This window comes from Hylemonella sp. P2_B10 (assembly GCF_056404875.1).
In genome coordinates, this window is sequence record NZ_JBFUDE010000005.1 from 171,776 (window position 1) to 190,818 (window position 19,043).

A 19,043-nucleotide genomic window follows, 5' to 3' on the forward strand; every position below is an offset into this window, starting at 1 on the left:
ACGTGTCAACCCAGCGCCTCCAGCTTCTCCATAGACACCACCTCCATCCGCCCATAGCGCAGCGCCAGCGCGCCTTGGGCGGCGAGTGCCTTCAACTCCTTCGACAAGGTCTGCCGTGTGATGCCCAGCATCATCGCCAGCGACTCCTGCGACACCGGCAGCACCGCGCGCGAGCTGGTGTTCATGCTGACGTCGCCGCGTGCCAGCACCAGCAGGCGGCGCACCACGCGGGCGCGAGTGCTGCGCAGCGTGGCGTCTTCCACCATGCTGTACAGCAGGCGTATGCGGTTGGCCAGCAGCTGGCTCATCAGCCGCGAAAACTGGGCGTTGCGCATCAGCGCGTCGAATTCCACGCGCGGCAGCGCCAGCACCTGGGCGTCGCCCAGGGCGGTGGTGTCGTGCGTGCGGGGCTGGTTGTCCAGCAGCGAGATCTCGCCAAACCAGTTGCCGGCCTCCAACAGGCTCAAAATCGCCTCCTTGCCGTTCTCCAGCAGCGTGGACGCCTTCAGCACACCGCTGACCACGCAGTAAAAACCGCCGGGCGGGTCACCACGCCGAAACAGCATTTCCCCAGAGCGCAGGTGCACCACGTTTGATGCCGCCAGCATGGCCTTGCGCTGCGCCAGCGGCAGCGCGCCGAACCAGCGGTTGGCCGACAGATAGGCCAACAGGTTCGCGGGGGTGACAGGGGGGGCCTGGGTGGTCACATGCGGTGGCTCATGGTGGAAACCCTGGATTGTTAAATTTTTGACATTCTCGGGTCAAGGCCAGGCTTACCCTTAGCTGCTACCACGAAAGAACCCCCCTCCATGACCGAGCGCGCCCAATTCACCCGCATGCGCGACAGCACCGCCGACGACTGGAAGCTGATCGCTGGCGAATTCGCCCCCTTCAGCCGCGCCCTGCCCGACCGCGTGCTGGCGCACCTGAAGCTGCTGGATGGCGACTACGGCGGTTTCCCGATCGACCGCTACAGCCACTGCCTGCAGACCGCCACGCTGGCGCTGCGCGATGGGCGCGACGAGGAATACGTGGTGTGCGCACTGCTGCACGACATCGGCGACACGCTGGGCAGCTTCAACCACCCGGACATTGCCGCTGCCATCTTGAAGCCCTTCGTCAGCGAAGCCAACCTGTGGATGGTGCAGCACCACGGCATCTTCCAGGGCTACAACTTCTTCCACCACATCGGCATGGACCGCCACATGCGGGACCAGTTCACCGGCCACCCGCACTACGCGCGCACCGAGGAATTCATCGCGCTGTACGACGACCCGGCGTTTGACCCCCAGGGCGAAACGCTGCCGATCAGCGAGTTCGAGCCCATGCTGCGCCGCGTGTTTGCACAGCCGCGCAACACCATTTACAGCGGATCATCCGCGATGCCAAAAGCCCAAGCCCAGCCCGTCTGAGACGCCCGCGTCTCGCCAACGCCTCGCCCACATTCCATCCTCACCCCCGGAGACCCACCATGCACATCCCCTCTTTGAAAGAAGTCGTCAGCGCCGAAGAATGGCAGCTGCGTTGCGACCTGGCCGCCTGTTACCGCCTGGTGGCTGCCTACGGCTGGAGCGATTTGATCTTCACCCACGTCAGCGCCCGCATCCCCGGCCCCGAGCACCATTTCCTGATCAACCCCTATGGGCTGATGTTCGATGAGATCACCGCCAGCTCCCTGGTCAAGGTGGACCAGAACTGCAACAAGCTCCATGACACCGCGTTTCCGGTGAACCCGGCCGGCTTCACCATCCACAGCGCGGTGCATGCGGCGCGCGACGATGCGGGCTGCGTGCTGCACACCCACACCCGCGCCGGCGTGGCGGTCAGCGCGCAGAAGTGCGGCGTGCTGCCCATCAGCCAGCAATCCACCTTCGTGCTGGCCAAGTTGGGCTACCACGACTACGAGGGCGTGGCGCTGCGCGACGACGAAAAGCCGCGCCTGCAGGCCGACCTGGGCAACAACGACTTCCTGATGCTGCGCAACCACGGCCTGCTGACCGTGGGCAAGACCATTCCCGACGCCTTCCTGGCCATGTACATCTTCGAGAGCACCTGCCAGATCCAGCTCAGCGCCCAGGCCGGGGGCGAGCTGATCCAGGTGAACCCACAGATCGTGCAGGGCGTGGCCCATGCGATGAAGGTGCAAAGCGCCGGCCAAGGCGGCGCCTTCGCCTGGCCCGCACTGCTGCGCAAGCTGGACCGCATGGACGCGAGCTACAAGACCTGACCTTTGCGCCCCAGTACTGGCCGGGCCTACCGTTGCACACCGAGACTATTGGCGTGCCGGTGTCGTCTGCCGACATCGCGTTAGCCAACGGCCCCGATGTCGCTGGGGCGAGTGGCGGAGCGGAATCAAGGAGGAGGGCCGTAGGCCCGGGGGACATCCGCGTAGCCACGCGCACCAGCGGCGTCGGCAGCCAGCCAGCCCATCGCCGATAGCTGGCCCCTAAACGCTCGATAGGCCCATTGAACGCACGAGCCTCAGCCCCACCTGCACAGCTCATAACACAAGGCGGCATGCGCCGCAGACCGCAAGGTTTGCCACATGCCACTAGCATCCTCGCTTTCCACTCACGACAACCGCAACCACATGACCTCGCTGTTCGAACCCGTTCAAGTTGGCGCCATCAAACTCGCCAACCGCCTCGTGATGGCCCCGCTGACCCGCAACCGCGCACCCGGTGCCGTGCCCACGCCGCTGATGGCCACCTACTACGCCCAGCGTGCCAACCCGGTCACCGGGGCGGGCCTGATCGTCACCGAAGGCACCGCCATCACCCACCAGGGTCAGGGCTATGCCGACGTGCCGGGGCTGTACGCGCCCGAGCAACTGGCCGGCTGGCGCCGTGTCACCGACGCCGTGCATGCGGTGGGCGGCAAGATCGTCACCCAGCTGTGGCACGTGGGGCGGGTGTCCCACACCGAACTGCAGCCCGGCGGCGGCGCACCGGTGGCGCCGTCGGCCATTCGCGCCAAGACCAAGACGGTGCTGATCCGTGACGGCGTGGCCACGTTCGTGGAAACCTCGGAGCCGCGCGCGCTGGCGCTGGAAGAACTGCCCGGCATCGTGGACGACTTCCGGCGCGCCGCGCTGGCCGCCATTGCCAGCGGCTTCGACGGCGTGGAAGTGCACGCCGCCAACGGCTACCTGCTGGACCAGTTCCTGCGCAGCAGCGCCAACCAGCGCACCGACGCTTACGGTGGGTCGATCGAGAACCGCGCCCGCCTGCTGGTCGAGGTGATGACCGCCATCGCCCAGGCCATTGGCGGTGAGCGCACCGGCCTGCGTCTGTCGCCAGTGACCCCGGCCAACGACGTGCAAGACGATCACCCGCAGCCGCTGTTCGAGCATGTGGCGCGCCAGCTGGGCCCGCTGAACCTGGCCTTCATCCACGTGATCGAAGGCGCCACGGGCGGCGCCCGCGACCACACCCAGGGCGATGCGCCATTCGACTACGCCGCCATGCGTGCCGCCTGGCGGGCCGCAGGCGGCCAGGGCGCCTGGATCACCAACAACGGCTTCAACCGCACGCTGGCAGAGCAGTCGCTGGCCCAGGGCGCCGACCTGGTGGCCTTTGGCCGCTCCTTCCTCGCCAACCCCGACCTGACGCGCCGCCTGCGCGACGACGCACCACTGAACGCGCCAGACCGCGCCACCTTCTACGGCGGCGGCGAAAAGGGCTATACCGACTACCCGGCCTTGCAGGACTGAACCCAACAGCAGCGAAAGGAGTTCGCCATGAGCGACATTGCCAGCACCCCTTCCCCGGTCACCCAGCCTCGGCGCGTGGAGCGCCTGGTGCAAGGCCAGCCCACCAGCGATGGTGCCGGCGTCAAGCTGACCCGGGTGCTGACGCAGGACCTGCAGCGCCGGCTGGACCCCTTCCTGATGCTGGACAGCTTCGCCACCGACGATCCCAAGGACTACGGCGCAGGCTTTCCCAGCCACCCGCACCGCGGCTTTGAGACCATCAGCTACATGCTGACCGGGCGCATGCGGCATCAGGACAGCCACGGCGGCCAGGGCCTGATCTCTGACGGCGGCGTGCAGTGGATGACGGCCGGGCGCGGCGTCATCCACAGCGAGATGCCCGAGCAGGTGGACGGCCGCATGGAGGGCTTCCAGCTGTGGCTGAACCTGCCGGGCAAGGACAAGCTGCGCACACCGTGGTACCGCGACATTCAGAGAACCGAGATCCCCGAGTTCACCGCCCCCGAAGGCGTGCGGGTGCGGGTGATCTCCGGCGCCAGCCATGGCGTGGCCGGCGCCATGGCGCGCCCGGCCAGCGAATTCCCTACCGACCCGTTGTACCTGGACCTTCACTGGCCCGCGGGCGGTGCCGCTTTCCAACAACTGTTGCCCGCCAGCCACAACGCCTTCCTCTACGTTTACCGGGGTGCGCTGGAAGTGCTGGGCGCCAACGGCCAGCCCACCCTGGTACCCGCCGGCAAGATGGCCATCCTGGACAACACTGGTGATGGCGTGCGCCTGCAGGGCAGCGGCGCCAGCGAGCCCACGCGCGCGCTGCTGATCGCCGGCCAGCCGCTGCGCGAGCCCATCGCCCAGTACGGCCCGTTCGTGATGAACACGCGCGATGAGCTGATGCAGGCGGTGGAAGACTTCAACGCCGGCCGGCTGGTTTCCTGACCGGCTGGCCAAAGCGGGCACTCTCGCACGGCGCCGCACCAGCCGGGCACCTGCCATGTTTCGTTGGCTTTTCGAAACTTTACAAAGGCACAACTTGAGTCCATGGTGCCTACACATATAAGCTTGAGACTTGCTCCCAGCCTGATGCCTTTCCTGGTCTTGGGCAAAAACCATCAAGCAAGGAGTCACACATGAACAAGGTTTTCAAACGCGCCCTGGTCGCCAGCCTGCTGGCCGGCGCCGGCCTGTATGCCAGCGCGCAAACCGCACCGGCACCCACCGCCCCCACCCCCGGCCACGGCATGGGCGCCCACCACGGCCCCATGGACCCGGCCAAGATGAAGGAAATGATGGCCAAGCGCCACGCCCAGCGCATGGCCGATTTCAAGACCGTGTTGCGCATCACGCCGGCCCAGGAAGGTGCCTGGAGCGCTTTCACCGCCTCCATGACGCCCCAAGGCGGCATGATGGGCCCGCGCCACAGCCCCGAAGAGCGCGCCAAGATGCACGCCGAGTTTGAAAAACTCAGCACGCCCGAGCGCCTGGAGAAAATGCGCGCCCTGCGCAGCGAGCACCAGGCCAAGATGAACGCCGCCATGGACAAGCGCCTGGCCGCCATCAAGACGCTGTACGCACAGCTGTCGCCGGAGCAGCAGAAGGTGTTCGACATCACCCACAAGCGCATGGCCGAACGCCACATGGGCCGCATGATGCACCACCGCGAAGGCGGCATGATGCGCGGCTAAAGCTCTTCACGGCACGTCCGTGCCGCAAGCAAGCCCTGTTGGCCTGCGCTGCCCCGTGACAACAGGACGGCTCAGGCCAACAGCTTTTTCAGCTCGCCACTGTCAACCAACGCCTGCACGTCGTTGAAGCCACCCACCAGCGTGCCCTTGATGAACACCATGGGGAAGGTCGGCCAGCCGGTCCACATCTTCAGCGCGCTGCGGTCGCGCCACATGCTCAGGTAACTGCCGTATTCCAGGTAGTGGTAAGGCACGCCGGCAGCGTCCAACAGCTTGCGCACCTTGCGCGGGAACGGGTTCTGGCGCATGCCGACCACCACCACACTGTGCGCGGCCATGGCGGCTTGCACCTCGTTGACCAGTCGAAGACGGTAGTTGGCGATCTTGTCGCGTATGGCGGGGTGGACGCGGGCTTCGTCCAGCAGGGTGCGCGGCATGGTGATTGCCCTTGTGTTGAAAATGCGGTGTAAGTCAGGCCGGCGGCAGTGCTCAGCCCAGCGGCCGCACACCAATCCACAGGCCATGCAGCCAGAAGGCGAAGGCATACCAGGCCACGGCCCCCACCACCACGGTGATGGCAGTGGCGCCCCAGGTGCCCGGCGGGTAGACGGTGCCCAACGCGCGGTCGCGCCGGCGCGAAACGATGAAATCCACCACCGCCCAGGCCAGGAAACTGCCAAACAGCAGCACGTGCGCCAGGTTGCCATTGGCCAGCAGATGGGCCAGCGCCCAGCTCTTCACCCCCAGCAGCATGGGGTGGTGCAAGCGGCCCTTGATCTTGTTGTTGGGCACATAAGCGGCCACGACGCCGATAAAGGCCAACAAGGTCAGCAGCGCTGCCAGGTGGCGCATGCCCATGGGGGGCTGCCACAGCTGCACAGGCTGCTCGCGCGCCAGGCCGAAGCCCCAGCAGACCATCACGAAGCCAGCCAGCGACACCAGCGCGTACAAGCCCTTCCACGGCCCGGCGCCCAGGCGTGCGATGGTGCGCGTGCGCCAGCCGTCGGCAAAGATGCGCACCGAGTGCACGCCCAGGAACAGCACCAACCCCAGGATCATCAGCGTCATATCGTCAGGCTCCCACCACGCGGTTCTTGCCGGCCCGTTTGGCCAGGTACATGGCCTGGTCGGCGCGGCGTATCGCGTCCATGCCCGCCTCCTTGGCCGCCAGCTGGGCCACGCCGCAGCTGAAGGTGATCAGTATCTTCTCGGCTCCGGCCAGGAAGAAGCGCCGGCTCAGCTCGCGCTGCAGCCGCGTCATGGCCTCGATGCCGCGCTCCAGCGGTGTGTCGGGCAGCAGCAGCACGAACTCCTCGCCGCCGAAGCGCGCCAGCGTGTCCTGCGGGCGCATGCATTCGCGCGCCACCGCCGCCAGGTGGGCCAGCGCTTCGTCGCCGGTGGCGTGGCCCTTGGCGTCGTTGAGCTTCTTGAAATTGTCGATGTCCAGCAGCGCCATGCACAGCGGCGTCTCCTTGCGCCGCACCACCGACAGCTCGCGTTCCAGCGCCTCCTCCAGGCCCTTGCGGTTCAGCGCGCCGGTCAGCGGGTCGTGCCGCGCCTGCGTGCTGACACGGTCCAGCTCCTGGTGCAGCTTGGCGATCTCGGTCTCGGTGGCCTGGGCGCGCTCGCGCATGTTCTGCAGTTCGTCGCGCGAGCCCCGGCTCTCGTCGGCCATGTGGCGGGTGGCGGTGATTACCTGCTGCAGCACCGGGGCGATCTCTTCCATCGTCTTGGCCTGCTCCAGCGCCTTGGCGCTCTCTTCCATCTTGCCGTGGTAGGTGCTGGTGGACTGCGTCATCTGCGCCAGCCGCTCGATGAAGGCGGCCAGCATCTGGCCAATCTGCGCCTGCGCCTCCAACTCCCGGCCCTTGGCCTCGGCCTGCTTGAAAATCACGTCCTTCAGCCGGCGCTCCACGTCGTCGAGGCGGCGCAACGTCAGCGGCGGCGAGGCGGCGCTCATCAGTGCGTCGATCTGGCCCTTCAGCCAGCGGTCGTCCAACGCCAGCTCGCCGATGTTCTGGATGATCAGGTGCAGCAGCTTGAGCAGCGTGGCGCGGATCTCGGCCTGGTCTTCGGCGGCAAAAGACAGCCGGTGGCTGAAATCGGCCAGCGCCTGCTTGACCGCCACGATGTCGGACGAGGGCTCGCGCATGGCCTGCAGCAACTGCTTGACCTGTTCGTTGAAGCGCTCGTCGTCCGGGCCCAGCGCCGGCAGCGCGTACTCGATCATGCGGGCCACCTGCCCCAGGAAATCGGCCGTCAGTGCGGGCGCGGACACCTCGCTGGCCGACGGCTCGGCCAGCAACGGCGCCGGCGCGGTGTCCGAGGTCTGCCCGCCATTGCCAGCAAAGCCGGCGTAAGCCACCAGGGCCGACTGCACGCCGGGCCAGTTGCGTTGGTTGATGGCGTAGTCCAGCAAGCCCTTCTGCTTCAGCTGGCCGGGGTTCCTGGCTGGCAGCGACTGGGCGATCTGGCGCAATTGCTCGTCGGGAAACGGCTGCACCAGCGGGATGCCGGCGATGTCGTTGTAGATGGCCTGGTAGTTGGCCGGCGTGGGCACCAGCTTGCGCTCGGTCAGCGTCTTCAGCGTCTCGCGGGCGATTTCGAAGGGTTTCTTGTCTGCCATGCCATCTCGCTACTTGGGAGCGCCGTCCATAAAGCGGCGCAGTGCCGCCACCGTGAGCGCCGGGTCTTCCTCGTGCGGCACATGGCCCAGCTGGTCAAACACCACCAGCTGTGCGCCGGCAATGTCGCTGGCAAAGCGCCGCGCGCTGTCCGGGGGGATCAGGTGATCGCGCCCGCCCCATAGTACCAGTGTGGGCACCCGCAGCGTGCGTATGCGCGCCTCATCGCCGGCCAGCCGCTGGTCCATGCGCAGTGCCAGCGCATGGCGGTTGCCTTCGCGCAGCGTCATGGCGGCATAGCGGTCCACCAGCTCAGGCGTCACCTTACTGGGGTCGCCATAGACATTGCGCACGCTGTGCTCGATCACCGAGCGCGGCAGCGTGTGTTCCATCAGCAGGCGCAAGCCCGGCGTGCGGGCGATCCAGAAGCCTATCGGCACCGACTGCGGCTTGAAGGCATAGCCGCCGGCGTCCACCAGCACCAGCTGCTGCACCCGCTGCGGCTGGTCGACGGCCACTTCCCAGGCAATCTGCCCGCCCAGCGAGTTGCCGGCCAGCACGCAGCGCGACACCTTCAGGCTGTCCAGCACGGCCGAGACGAAGCGCACATAGGCGGCGATGGCATAGTCGGCCTGCGGGTGCGGCCCGGTCAGGCCGAAGGCCGGCAAATCGAAGCGGATCACCCGGCGCTGGCCACGCAAGGCCTCCGCCCAGCCGTCCCAGGTGTGCAGGCTGGCCGAGGTGCCATGCAGCAGCACGATGGGCAGCGGATCGTCGCGCGGGCCCTCGTCGCGCAGGTGCACCTGCATGCCCTGCACGGCGATGAACTGCGAGGGCGGCGGCGCCCAGCGGCTTTTCAGCGTCTCCACCGGCTGGTCGGGCGCCCACGAGGCCGCCACGCCCGCTGCAGCGAGCACCAACAAGCCCAGCAGCACCCAGGCCGCCACTTTCAAAACCGTTTTCATGGCGGGCACTCTACCCCGGCCCCCCGCCCTCGGCAAGGGGCGGCGCCAAGCCATCACCCCCCAACCATTGCTGGCCATCTTCCTCGCCAGCCATCGGCGTGGCGCGGGCCAATGCCATCCACACCGCAAAGGGCAATGGCCGGCCATCGCCCGGGGCGGCACGCAGCACCTCCAGGCGCTCGGGCCGTGCCAGCAGCACGCCGTAATCAGCGGGCACATCGCTGTCGTCCCCTATGCCCTCTTGCAGCACGTAGTAACAGGCACCGCTGAGCCAGTGGTAGCCGGCACGCTTGGCCGGATTGCGCAGGTCGCCCAGCAGGTCGGCGCGGCTAACCTTGATCTCATGCACCTGCGGCTGCAGGTACTGGGCCGCCGTGGTGAAGCGGATCGAGAACACATCGGGCCGCACCACTTGCCAGTGCCCCGGCGCTCTGGCTGGCGCCGCACCCACCAGGTCCTGCTGGGGCGGGAGCCCCTCTGCCGCATCTGTACCGGCCTCCACAGCCACATCGGTGTCGGCAATCCAGGCGCGCAGGCTCAAACCCGTGTAGGCCACGCGGCCGTGTGTGGCCAGCTGCGCGGCCACCCGCTGCACCAGCGACTCGTGCCGGGACAGCGCCGCCCGGTTGCGCTGCTGGCCCCGGGCCAGCGCCTGCAAGCCGGCATCGGTGACGCGCAGGGTTTCCAGCTCATCCGTGGCTTCGCGGCGCGCCAGCAGGCCCAGCGCCAGCAACTCCAGTTCCAGCGCGTCATGGCAAGGCCAGCCGGCCGAGCGCCAGATGTCGCGCAGTCGGCGCAGCAAGGGCCGCGGCAGCGGCGCCAGGGAAGTGCCATCAGGTTGTGGGGCCATCATCGGGCAGCCATGTTAGCGCGGCTGGTACACTGCCCGCCGTCCGTCCCGCCGTTTCCCGTTTTGAGCAGTTGATGACCGTTGCGATCGCAGGTATTTCCCCAGGCACATTGCCCTCTTCGTTTGAACTCAAAAGCACGCAACTGCCGCTGCTGGCACTGAACCTCAAGACCACCGACATCGCGCAACTGGCGCACGATCTGGCGGCGCGCTTTGGCGTCGACGGCGACAGCCCCGGTTTCTTCGACCACGACGGCGTGGTTCTGGACTTTTCCGGCGTGCAGGACGGCGCCCCCTGTGATTTGCCCGCCTTGCTGGCGCTGTTGCGCCCCTACAGCCTGGCCCCCGTGGCCGTGCGTGGCGCCCCGGACGAGTTGGCGCAGGCGGCACTGGCCGCCGGGCTGGTGGTGGCGGCACCGGATGTGCGCCCGGTGAACAAGCCCGCGGTCATCGAACCCACACAAGCCCCCACACCACCAGCGGCCAACACCACCACACAGGCCAGTCCCACGACGACCAGCCCCGGCCACGCACCCACGCTGGTGGTGGACAAACCGCTGCGCTCGGGCCAGCGCGTCTACGCGCGCGGCGGCGACCTGGTGCTGCTGGCCATGGTCAACCCTGGCGCCGAAGTGGTGGCTGACGGCAGCATCCATGTGTACGCGCCGCTGCGCGGCAAAGCCATTGCCGGCGCGCGCGGCAACACGCAGGCGCGCATTTTCTCGCTCTGCCTGGAGCCGGAGCTGGTGTCCATCGCCGGCACCTACCGCACCAGCGACAACCCGTTGCCGGCCAACGTGCAGGGCAAGACCGCCCAGGTGCGGCTGGCGGGCGACGGCGACGACAACGACAAACTGGTCTTCGAGCCGCTGAAGGCTTGACGACCGTCACGACCATAACCTACTGAAAGACTGTTTCCCTCATGGCAAAAATCATCGTGGTGACCTCCGGCAAGGGCGGGGTGGGCAAGACCACCACCAGCGCCAGCTTTGCCACCGGCCTGGCGCTGCGCGGCAAGAAAACCGTGGTCATCGACTTCGACGTCGGCCTGCGCAACCTGGACCTGATCATGGGCTGCGAGCGCCGCGTGGTGTACGACTTCATCAACGTCATCCAGGGCGAGGCCAACCTGAACCAGGCGCTGATCAAGGACAAGCAGTGCGAGCAGCTGTACGTGCTGGCGGCCTCGCAAACCCGCGACAAGGATGCCTTGAGCCAGGCCGGCGTGGAAAAGGTGCTGAACGACCTGGCCGCGATGGGCTTTGACTACATCGTCTGCGACTCCCCCGCCGGCATCGAGACCGGCGCGCTGATGGCGATGCACTTCGCCGACGAGGCGCTGGTGGTGACCAACCCCGAGGTGTCCTCGGTGCGCGATTCCGACCGCATCCTGGGCATGCTGAGCAGCAAGACCAGGCGCGCCATCGAAGGCAAGGAGCCCATCAAGGAGCACCTGCTGATCACCCGCTACAACCCGGCCCGGGTCGACCAGGGGCAGATGCTGTCGCTGGAAGACATACAGGACATCCTGCGCATCAAGCTGATCGGCGTGATCCCGGAAAGCGACGCGGTGCTGACCGCCAGCAACCAGGGCGTGCCGGCGGTGCACATGAAGGGCAGCGACGTGTCCGAGGCTTACCAGGACGTGATCGACCGCTTCCTGGGGGCAGACAAGCCGCTGCGCTTCATCGAGGCAAAGAAAGACGGCTTCCTGAAACGCCTGTTTGGCGCGAGGTGAACAGCATGGCCAATTCCTTTCTGTCTTTCCTGCTGGGGGAAAAGAAAAAAACCGCCAGCGTGGCCAAGGAGCGTCTGCAGATCATCCTGGCACACGAGCGTCAGGGCCGCAACGCCAGCGCGCCGGACTATTTGCCGGCGCTGCAGCGTGACCTGATCGCCGTCATCAGCAAGTACATCGCCATCAACCCCGAGCACATCAAGGTGAACCTGGAACGCCAGGACAACCTCGAGGTGCTGGAGGTGAAGATCGAGCTGCCGGATAAAACCTGAGACCTGTGGGACAGACCGTAGCGCAGCGGAGCTCTGTCCCCTCGCGCAGCTCAGGGCTTGGGCAGGTAGTTGCGGTGAATGCGCTCCAGCTCGCCGCTGGCGCGCAGGCTGGCCAACGCCTTGTCCAGGCGCTTGGCCACGGCCGGGTCCAGCGTGCGGCTGACCCAGAAATGCATGGGCCGGGTCTGGAAATTGGCCGGCAGCACGCGCAACTTGCCCTCGTAGCCCGCAGTGCGGATGAAATACGAGGCCACCAGGTCGCTGGTGTAGAAAAAGCGCAGACGGCCGGAAGCGATCTTGCGCAAGCCGGCCAGGTCGTCACCGCTGCTGGTGTCCACGCGTATGCCGTTGTCACGCAAGGTGGCCACGTAGGTGGAGCCGGGCTGGGTGGCCACCAGCTCGCGCAGCGCGGCCAATTCAGCCAATGTGCCCACCGCCACCGTGTCGTCGGCACGCGCCACCAGGCGGTCCTCCACGGTGTACAGCACCGTGGGCAGGTAGACCGCCATCTCCATCCGCTCGGCGTTGACCCCCAGGGCGCACACCACGTCCAGCTGGCCGCTGCGCACACCATGCATCAGGCGCGTGATAGGGTTGGGCGTCGCGTCCACCTCGAATCGCAACTGCGGGTCCTGCTTTTCAATCGCATGCAGGATGTCTGGGCACAAGCCGCCAACGCGCCTATTCTTGCCCAGGATGAATTTAGGCGCGGCGGCTTCCTGCGCGGCGGTGCGCAGCACCAGCGGCTCGGCCCGTGCCATGGCGGCACAGCAGGCCCAGACGGTGGCGGCCAACAAAAATCGGCGATTCATGGCCTTGCTTCTTCTGCTTTTGTGCTTGTTATTCGCGGCCACGTGCACGCCACCTCCTGGTGGCGCCTGCGCCTTGCCGCCCCAACGATTCGGCTTCTGTGCAGATACTAACGCGGCAGCGACCGAATGACCAGTTCCTTGAAACCGGTGGCGTCGTCCACCTCGCGGCTGAACTGCCAATCCGGCAACAGCGCCAGCACCACTTCCGCCGTGGTGCGCACCGTGCAACCGGCCAGCACATGGCCACCCAGCACGCGGCCTTGCGCATCGGCCACGCTGGCGTGCAGGTGGGCGCCGTCTGGACTCAGCGTGCCCGACAGCGTCAGCAATTCCAGGTCACCGCTCAGCACCGTGCCCTGGGGCTGGCTGGCATAGCGCAGCGCGGCACGCGACAGGCGGCCTGCAAGCCCTGGCCAGCTACCAGCTGGCCAAATGCGGCCTCCACGGCCTGGCGCAGGTCGTCGCCGGGCCGCAGCCGCAACGCAAGGGTGGCGGGCATCAGGCGGGGCCTCGCTTGCGCGCGGCCTTTGCCGTCGCTGTCGCCGTGGCCTTCACCGTGACAGGTGGCAGCGGCATGGCCGGCAGGTCGGCAGGCCGCTTGCCGCTGCTGGCCCAGGCGTCGTAGTAGGTGATCTTGCCGTCCATCAGCGCCAGCGCCTGCTGCCACTCCATCATGGTGGCCAGCACCCGCTCACGGTGCGCCGCCAACAGCACCTGGCGCTCCTTCAGCGTGCGACTGCCGGCCAGCACCAGCGCGGTGTAGCGCCGCATCTCGGCCACCGACATGCCGGTGCGCTTGAGCCGCTCCATCAGTTCCAGCCAACCCACATGCAGCGGGCCGTAGACGCGCCGCCCGCCAGCGTCGCGCGCCACCCCAGGCATCAGGCCCTGGGCTTCGTACCAGCGCAGCGTGTGCACACTGCGACCGGTGCGCCGCACCAGTTCGCCGATGTGGAACTGCTTGGGCAGCGGTGCCGGTGTGCTCATGCCGTGCCCGGCGCCTCCAGCGCGGCGCTCACCAGCTCGGTGTCGAAATACTCGATCAGTTCGTGCATGCAGCCATCATCGCCAAAACGGCAGACATAGCAATAGCGGTTGTTGTAGGGCTTGCCGCGCCGCGTGGTGACCTGGCCCTGGCACAGCACCACCACGTCGTCGCCCTCGGCGATGAAGCGCTGGGCGGTGTTGCGGTAAGGCCGCTGGAACTGCGCGAACAGCGGCTTGAACAGCTCTCCCAGCACGGCCTGCTTGCCCTCGTAGGTGCGCGACCAGGCGGTGCTGCCGGTCATGACCCAGCGGAAGTCGTCGGCCATCAGGGCGACGAAAGGTTGGCCGTTGCCTTCGGCCAGGGCGTCGAAGGCTTGCTGCAGGGCGGATTTGTGGCTGGCGGTGCGCATGGTGAAGTATCCTTTGAAGAAAAGTCAGGCGTGCGGTCCAAAGAGGCCGAAACGGATTGGACAAGCTAGAGCGCACTCGAAGTCAAGTGGTGCTGGCTTGGACGAACAGGGAGGCGTCACCATGGCAGATTCGGAACATCCTCAGGCTTCGGGCGATGGCCTGGACCGGCCATTCATGCCCCCGCATGACCATCGTGCACCCCGCCGCAGCCTGACTGCGGGCTTGCTTGCCGGACTGCTGCTGTTGGCTGCGTATGCGGCCTATTTGTGGTGGAAGGAGCCGCCACCTGCCACCAGCAGCCCGCCAAAGCCGCCTTTGCCCGTACGGGCCCCTTCCGCTCCTTCCGCTCCTTCCGTCAAGATGCAGACGCCGGCCAGCGCCGCACCGCCGGCATCCAGGACGGTCCACAAGTGCATATCCAACGGCAAAACCAGCTACTCGGATGCGCCCTGCCCCAGCGGCTACATCGCCAGCATGATCACGCTGCCTGTGGACGCCACGCCAACGCCGCGCAGGCCATCCACCGAGCCACCGCGCAACCCACCGGTGAATGCCCCAGCGCCAGACTTCGTCCCGCCCTCGGAACTTGCCAGGCCGGAACTGAACAACCAGACCGAGTGCAGACAGCTGCAGACTTACATTCAGGAACTGGACGCCGCAGCACGACAACCCTTGTCCATGCCTGCCCAGGACGACATACGCCGCAAGCGGCAGGAAGCGCGGGACCGCCAATTCCGCATCAAGTGCTAACCGGGCAAATCGCGTCAGAAGCCTGCAGATTCCTTGAACTTGCCGCCGGTGCCGAGCACCAGACTGGTGGTGCCGTCGAAGTACACGCTGATGCGCCGGGTGGTGGTGTAGAACCAGGTATAGATCTTGGTGCCGCCGGCCAGGATTTCGTAGGTAGTGTCGGGCTGGCAACCGACGATCTGGTTCACCTGAGTCAGGCTCATTCCCACCGCGATGGCATTGAACTTGGCAGCGGTGAAGTTGGCCGGTGTGCACAGCGCGGCCACCGGTCCGGGGTCCACCGGCGCCACGCCGCCGACCGAAATCACCTTGAAATCGCCGCCCAGAGAGATCACCACATTGCTGTACAGCACAGAGCCGATGACGATGGACTCGATGGTGATCTGGCCGGTCTTGGGGTCAAAGGTATCTGCTGCGTGCGCGCCGAAGGCGATTGTCATTCCGGTGCACAGCATCGCCATCCATGTCCGCAATTTCATCTCATCCTCCTTGTTCAACCATCCGCCTACTGGCGCGATGAGGTGCAGCGTAACCAGATGACGGTACGATAACAAGGCTGCCAGGCGCCTGCCTGTCGGACCTGCCATGCCCTACCGTCAAACCCCCGCAAACCCCGTCGACCGCCGCCAGGCTTTGACCCTGGGTGCCATGGCGCTAGCGACAGCCACGATGGCCTCGGCGCAAACGCCGACCCCGCCTGCCACCCTGGAAATGCTGCCCCTGTGGCCTGCCCTGCCACCGGGTACACCGCAGCCCTTGCCCGTGGAACAAGTCACCGACAGAGCCGCCACCGGCATGCCGCCCGACCGCATTGCCACCCATGTCGCACACCCAAAGTTGACGATGTTCCGCCCAGAACGGCCAAACGGTGCCGCCGTGCTGGTCATTCCCGGCGGTGCGTTCCAACGCGTCGCGCTGGACAAGGAGGGTGATGAGACCGCCCGCTGGTTGGCTGCGCGTGGCGTCTGGGCGTTCGTGTTGCGCTACCGCCTACCTGGCGACGGCTGGGGCCAGCGCGCGCTGGTGCCGCTGCAGGATGCGCAGCGCGCCATGCGGCTGATACGAGCCCGTGCGGCTGAATGGGCCATCGACCCCGCACGCACAGGGGTGCTGGGGTTTTCCGCCGGGGGTCACGTGGCCGCCATGCTCAGCGTCGCCAGCGACCGCCCCACGTACGAAGCTGTGGACACCATGGATGCATTGCCGGCGCGGCCGGCCGCAACCGGCCTGGTCTACCCGGTGATCAGCATGGGCGAGTTCGCGCATGCGGGCTCACGGGATGAACTGTTGGGGCCAGCGCCACCTGCGGCGCTGCTGCGCGCGCTGTCTGCCGATCTGCACGTGCAGCGTGGGGCACCGCCCACCATCCTGTTTCACGCACAGGATGACACCACAGTGCCATTGGACAACAGCCTGGCCATGCATGCGGCGTTGCGTCGCGCGTCGGTGCCGACAGAGTTGCATCTGTTTGCCGAAGGCGGGCACGGCTTTGGCATGCGTTTGCCAGACAAGCTGCCGGCCAGCCACTGGCCGGTGCTGTTCGCGGCCTTTGCCCAGCGGCAAGGCCTGTGGTGACTCAAACGTCGATATTCCCTGCCCGCAGCGCATTGACCTCAATGAAGTCGCGTCGCGGCTCCACCTCGTCGCCCATCAGCATGGTGAACACGCGGTCGGCTTCGATGGCGTCGTCGATCTGCACGCGCAGCAGGCGGCGCACCGTCGGGTCCATGGTGGTTTCCCACAACTGCGCGGGGTTCATCTCGCCCAGGCCCTTGTAGCGCTGGCGCGAGGTGCTATTTTCCGCCTGGGCGATCAGCCAGGCCATGGCCTGACGGAAATCGCCCACGCGCTCTTCCTTCTGCTTGTCGCCCTCGCCGCGGGTCACCTTGGCGCCCTCGCCCAGCAGGCCGCGGAAGGTGTCGGCAGCCACCGCCAAGGCGGCGTAGTCGGCACCGTGCACGAAGTCCTGGGTGATCACGCTGCTCTTCACATTGCCATGGTGGCGCCGGCTGATGCGCAGGATGGGCTTGTCATTGCGAACGTCGAATTCACCCGCCACCTCGGCACCGCTGCCGATTTCCAGCAGCTTGGCCTGCAGGTCCAGCGCGGACTTCTCAGCGTCGGCCACGGTGTCCAGGTTCAGGCGCACGCCGTCGGCAATCGCGCGCAGCGCCTCGGCATCCATGAAATTGGCCAGGCGGGCAATCACCGCTTCGGCCAGCTGGTGCTTGCGCGCCAACTCGGCCAGCGTGTCGCCGCTGACCACGCTGCCGGCCTCGCCACCGGTGTGCACGGCCGCGCCGATCAGCGCGATGCGCAGCAGGTAGCTGTCCAGCGCGCCAGCATCCTTCAGGTACAGCTCTTCCTTACCGGACTTGACCTTGTACAGCGGCGGCTGCGCGATGTAGATGTGGCCGCGCTCCACCAGTTCAGCCATCTGGCGGTAGAAGAAGGTCAGCAGCAGTGTGCGGATGTGGGCACCGTCAACGTCAGCATCGGTCATGATGATGATGCGGTGGTAGCGCAGCTTGGCGACGTTGAAGTCGTCTGCCCCGTTGGCGCCGCCGGCCTTGCCGATGCCGGTGCCCAAGGCGGTGATCAGCGTGACGATTTCGTTGCTGGTCAGCAGTTTCTCGGGGCGTGCCTTCTCCACGTTCAGGATCTTGCCGCGCAGCGGCAGGATGGCCTGGAATTTCCGGTCGCGGCCCTGCTTGGCCGAGCCGCCGGCAGAGTCACCCTCGACGATGTAGATTTCGCACAGCGCCGGGTCTTTCTCCTGGCAATCGGCCAGCTTGCCGGGCAGGCCCATGCCGTCCAGCACCCCCTTGCGGCGCGTCAGGTCGCGCGCCTTGCGGGCGGCTTCACGGGCACGTGCGGCCTCGATGATCTTGCCGACGATTTCCTTGGCGTCCGCCGGGCGCTCCTGCAGGTAGTCCGACAGCAGCTTGCTGACAATGTCTTCCACCGGGCCGCGCACTTCAGAGCTGACCAGCTTGTCCTTGGTCTGGCTGCTGAACTTGGGTTCCGGCACCTTGACGCTGAGCACGCAGCATAGACCTTCGCGCATGTCGTCGCCGGTCACTTCCACCTTGGCCTTCTTGGCCAGCTCGGTTTCTTCGATGTACTTGTTGATGACGCGCGTCATCGCCGCGCGCAGGCCGGTCAAATGGGTGCCGCCATCGCGCTGCGGGATGTTGTTGGTGAAGCACAGCACCTGCTCGGAGTAGGTGGTGTTCCACTGCATCGCCACTTCCACGCCGATGTTGGTGCCGTGCTCGCTCTGGCGGTCACCCATGGCGTGGAAAACGTTCTTGTTCAAGGGCGTCTTGCCCTTGTTAATGAAGTCCACGAAGCCCTTGACGCCACCGGCGCCGGCAAAGTCGTCTTCCTTGCCGGTGCGCTCGTCCTTCAGGCGGATCTTCACGCCGTTGTTCAGGAAGCTCAGCTCACGCAGGCGCTTGCTCAGGATGTCGTAGTGGAAATCCACCGTGGTGAAGATTTCTTCATCCGGCAAAAAGTGCACCTCGGTGCCGCGCTTCTCGGTCTCGCCAATCACCTTCATCGGTGACACCTCGATGCCATCCACCTTCTCGGTGATGCGGTTCTGCACGAAGCCCTTGGAGAACTCCATCACGTGCACCTTGCCGTCGCGGCGAATGGTCAGGCGCAGCATCTTGCTCAAGGCGTTGACGCAGCTGACGCCCACGCCGTGCAGGCCGCCCGACACCTTGTAGCTGTTCTGGTTGAACTTGCCGCCGGCGTGCAACTCGGTCAGCGCGATCTCGGCCGCCGAGCGCTTGGGCTCGTGCTTGTCGTCCATCTTGACGCCGGTGGGGATGCCGCGGCCGTTGTCCACCACGCTGATGGAGTTGTCGGAATGGATGGTGACCAGGATGTCGTCGCAATGGCCGGCCAGCGATTCGTCGATGGAGTTGTCCACCACCTCGAACACCAGGTGGTGCAGGCCGGTGCCGTCGGACGTGTCGCCGATGTACATGCCGGGGCGCTTGCGCACCGCTTCCAGGCCTTCCAGGATCTGGATCGAGCCTTCACCGTAGGCTTCGGAAGCACCGGCCTGGTTGGTGTCGATCACCGGCTGGAAATTTGAACTCGCCGAATCAGTCGTCTGCCCTACTGGCTGTTGGGGCTGTTGGGGCTGGTTGTCGCTCATGGCTTGGCTTTCACTCTCGCAATTTTCAAACTCTTGAAACACCGCAACCCGCGGTGACTGACGCGTCAC

Annotated in this window: 21 protein-coding genes and 1 pseudogene; 10 read left to right on the plus strand and 12 right to left on the minus strand. The window is 66.4% G+C overall.

Annotation, left to right across the window (positions count from 1 at the left end; translation table 11 throughout):
- Window positions 1-5 precede the first annotated feature (5 nt).
- Window positions 6-707 carry a Crp/Fnr family transcriptional regulator gene (locus AC1DX2_RS21945; protein WP_477198547.1) on the minus strand — a complete coding sequence of 234 codons (702 nt, stop codon included), beginning with the start codon at window positions 705-707 and terminating at the stop codon, window positions 6-8.
- A 102-nt stretch (window positions 708-809) separates the two neighbouring features.
- Here AC1DX2_RS21945 and AC1DX2_RS21950 point away from each other — a divergent pair, with 102 nt between their 5' ends.
- The 5 genes from AC1DX2_RS21950 (at window position 810) to AC1DX2_RS21970 (ending at window position 5,394) form a co-directional block, all read left to right on the plus strand.
- Entirely contained in the window at window positions 810-1,412 is a 603-nt protein-coding gene (locus AC1DX2_RS21950) for an HD domain-containing protein (RefSeq protein WP_477198548.1), read from the plus strand.
- A 59-nt stretch (window positions 1,413-1,471) separates the two neighbouring features.
- Window positions 1,472-2,227: a class II aldolase/adducin family protein gene (locus AC1DX2_RS21955; protein WP_477198549.1), complete on the plus strand. Its 756-nt coding sequence runs from the start codon at window positions 1,472-1,474 to the stop codon at window positions 2,225-2,227.
- A gap of 363 nt (window positions 2,228-2,590) precedes the next feature.
- Entirely contained in the window at window positions 2,591-3,712 is a 1,122-nt protein-coding gene (locus AC1DX2_RS21960) for an alkene reductase (RefSeq protein WP_477198707.1), read from the plus strand.
- A 27-nt stretch (window positions 3,713-3,739) separates the two neighbouring features.
- Complete coding sequence (locus tag AC1DX2_RS21965; RefSeq protein ID WP_477198550.1) at window positions 3,740-4,648, plus strand: pirin family protein; 909 nt, start codon at window positions 3,740-3,742, stop codon at window positions 4,646-4,648.
- Window positions 4,649-4,839: 191 nt separating this feature from the next.
- On the plus strand, window positions 4,840-5,394 hold the full coding sequence (locus AC1DX2_RS21970; RefSeq protein ID WP_477198551.1) for a Spy/CpxP family protein refolding chaperone: 555 nt from the start codon (window positions 4,840-4,842) through the stop codon (window positions 5,392-5,394).
- Between the two features lie 71 nt (window positions 5,395-5,465).
- Here AC1DX2_RS21970 and AC1DX2_RS21975 read toward each other — a convergent pair whose 3' ends face one another.
- From AC1DX2_RS21975 to AC1DX2_RS21995, 5 genes are read right to left on the minus strand one after another with little or no spacing between them, the layout of a single operon-like run.
- Entirely contained in the window at window positions 5,466-5,831 is a 366-nt protein-coding gene (locus AC1DX2_RS21975) for a glutaredoxin domain-containing protein (protein ID WP_477198552.1), read from the minus strand.
- 52 nt (window positions 5,832-5,883) lie between these two features.
- On the minus strand, window positions 5,884-6,462 hold the full coding sequence (locus AC1DX2_RS21980; RefSeq protein WP_477198553.1) for an NnrU family protein: 579 nt from the start codon (window positions 6,460-6,462) through the stop codon (window positions 5,884-5,886).
- A gap of 4 nt (window positions 6,463-6,466) precedes the next feature.
- Window positions 6,467-8,020, minus strand: a complete 1,554-nt coding sequence (locus tag AC1DX2_RS21985; protein ID WP_477198554.1) for a sensor domain-containing diguanylate cyclase — start codon at window positions 8,018-8,020, stop codon at window positions 6,467-6,469.
- Window positions 8,021-8,029: 9 nt separating this feature from the next.
- On the minus strand, window positions 8,030-8,983 hold the full coding sequence (locus AC1DX2_RS21990) for an alpha/beta fold hydrolase (protein ID WP_477198555.1): 954 nt from the start codon (window positions 8,981-8,983) through the stop codon (window positions 8,030-8,032).
- A gap of 10 nt (window positions 8,984-8,993) precedes the next feature.
- Entirely contained in the window at window positions 8,994-9,836 is an 843-nt protein-coding gene (locus tag AC1DX2_RS21995) for a hypothetical protein (RefSeq protein ID WP_477198556.1), read from the minus strand.
- A gap of 71 nt (window positions 9,837-9,907) precedes the next feature.
- Between AC1DX2_RS21995 and minC the strand changes: the two genes are divergently transcribed.
- Genes minC through minE form a run of 3 tightly spaced genes read left to right on the plus strand, consistent with a single transcriptional unit; the run spans window position 9,908 to window position 11,843 of the window.
- Window positions 9,908-10,714, plus strand: a complete 807-nt coding sequence (gene minC, locus AC1DX2_RS22000) for a septum site-determining protein MinC (protein ID WP_477198557.1) — start codon at window positions 9,908-9,910, stop codon at window positions 10,712-10,714.
- Window positions 10,715-10,755: 41 nt separating this feature from the next.
- Window positions 10,756-11,571: a septum site-determining protein MinD gene (minD, locus tag AC1DX2_RS22005; RefSeq protein ID WP_477198558.1), complete on the plus strand. Its 816-nt coding sequence runs from the start codon at window positions 10,756-10,758 to the stop codon at window positions 11,569-11,571.
- 5 nt (window positions 11,572-11,576) lie between these two features.
- On the plus strand, window positions 11,577-11,843 hold the full coding sequence (gene minE / locus AC1DX2_RS22010; protein ID WP_477198559.1) for a cell division topological specificity factor MinE: 267 nt from the start codon (window positions 11,577-11,579) through the stop codon (window positions 11,841-11,843).
- 50 nt (window positions 11,844-11,893) lie between these two features.
- Here minE and AC1DX2_RS22015 read toward each other — a convergent pair whose 3' ends face one another.
- The 4 genes and pseudogenes from AC1DX2_RS22015 to AC1DX2_RS22030 form a co-directional block, all read right to left on the minus strand.
- A complete protein-coding gene (locus AC1DX2_RS22015) occupies window positions 11,894-12,655 on the minus strand; it encodes a substrate-binding periplasmic protein (protein WP_477198560.1) in 762 nt (253 codons plus the stop codon).
- Between the two features lie 107 nt (window positions 12,656-12,762).
- Window positions 12,763-13,154 (minus strand): annotated as a pseudogene (locus tag AC1DX2_RS22020) (PPC domain-containing DNA-binding protein).
- On the minus strand, window positions 13,154-13,642 hold the full coding sequence (locus tag AC1DX2_RS22025; protein WP_477198561.1) for a MerR family transcriptional regulator: 489 nt from the start codon (window positions 13,640-13,642) through the stop codon (window positions 13,154-13,156). The pseudogene AC1DX2_RS22020 and the gene AC1DX2_RS22025 overlap by 1 nt, the downstream one beginning before the upstream one ends.
- Entirely contained in the window at window positions 13,639-14,052 is a 414-nt protein-coding gene (locus AC1DX2_RS22030; RefSeq protein WP_477198562.1) for a nuclear transport factor 2 family protein, read from the minus strand. The genes AC1DX2_RS22025 and AC1DX2_RS22030 overlap by 4 nt, the downstream gene beginning before the upstream one ends.
- Window positions 14,053-14,527: 475 nt before the next feature.
- On the opposite strand from AC1DX2_RS22030, the gene AC1DX2_RS22035 reads away from it, so the two are divergent.
- Window positions 14,528-14,803, plus strand: a complete 276-nt coding sequence (locus AC1DX2_RS22035; protein ID WP_477198563.1) for a hypothetical protein — start codon at window positions 14,528-14,530, stop codon at window positions 14,801-14,803.
- 14 nt (window positions 14,804-14,817) lie between these two features.
- Here the strand turns inward: AC1DX2_RS22035 and AC1DX2_RS22040 are convergent, their stop codons facing one another.
- Window positions 14,818-15,282: a hypothetical protein gene (locus AC1DX2_RS22040; protein WP_477198564.1), complete on the minus strand. Its 465-nt coding sequence runs from the start codon at window positions 15,280-15,282 to the stop codon at window positions 14,818-14,820.
- 283 nt (window positions 15,283-15,565) lie between these two features.
- Between AC1DX2_RS22040 and AC1DX2_RS22045 the strand changes: the two genes are divergently transcribed.
- The gene (locus AC1DX2_RS22045) at window positions 15,566-16,378 is read left to right on the plus strand and encodes an alpha/beta hydrolase (RefSeq protein ID WP_477198565.1); all 813 of its coding nucleotides are present in this window, start codon (window positions 15,566-15,568) and stop codon (window positions 16,376-16,378) included.
- Between the two features lies 1 nt (window position 16,379).
- Here the strand turns inward: AC1DX2_RS22045 and gyrB are convergent, their stop codons facing one another.
- Window positions 16,380-18,974, minus strand: a complete 2,595-nt coding sequence (gene gyrB, locus AC1DX2_RS22050; protein WP_477198566.1) for a DNA topoisomerase (ATP-hydrolyzing) subunit B — start codon at window positions 18,972-18,974, stop codon at window positions 16,380-16,382.
- Between the last annotated feature and the right edge of the window lie 69 nt (window positions 18,975-19,043).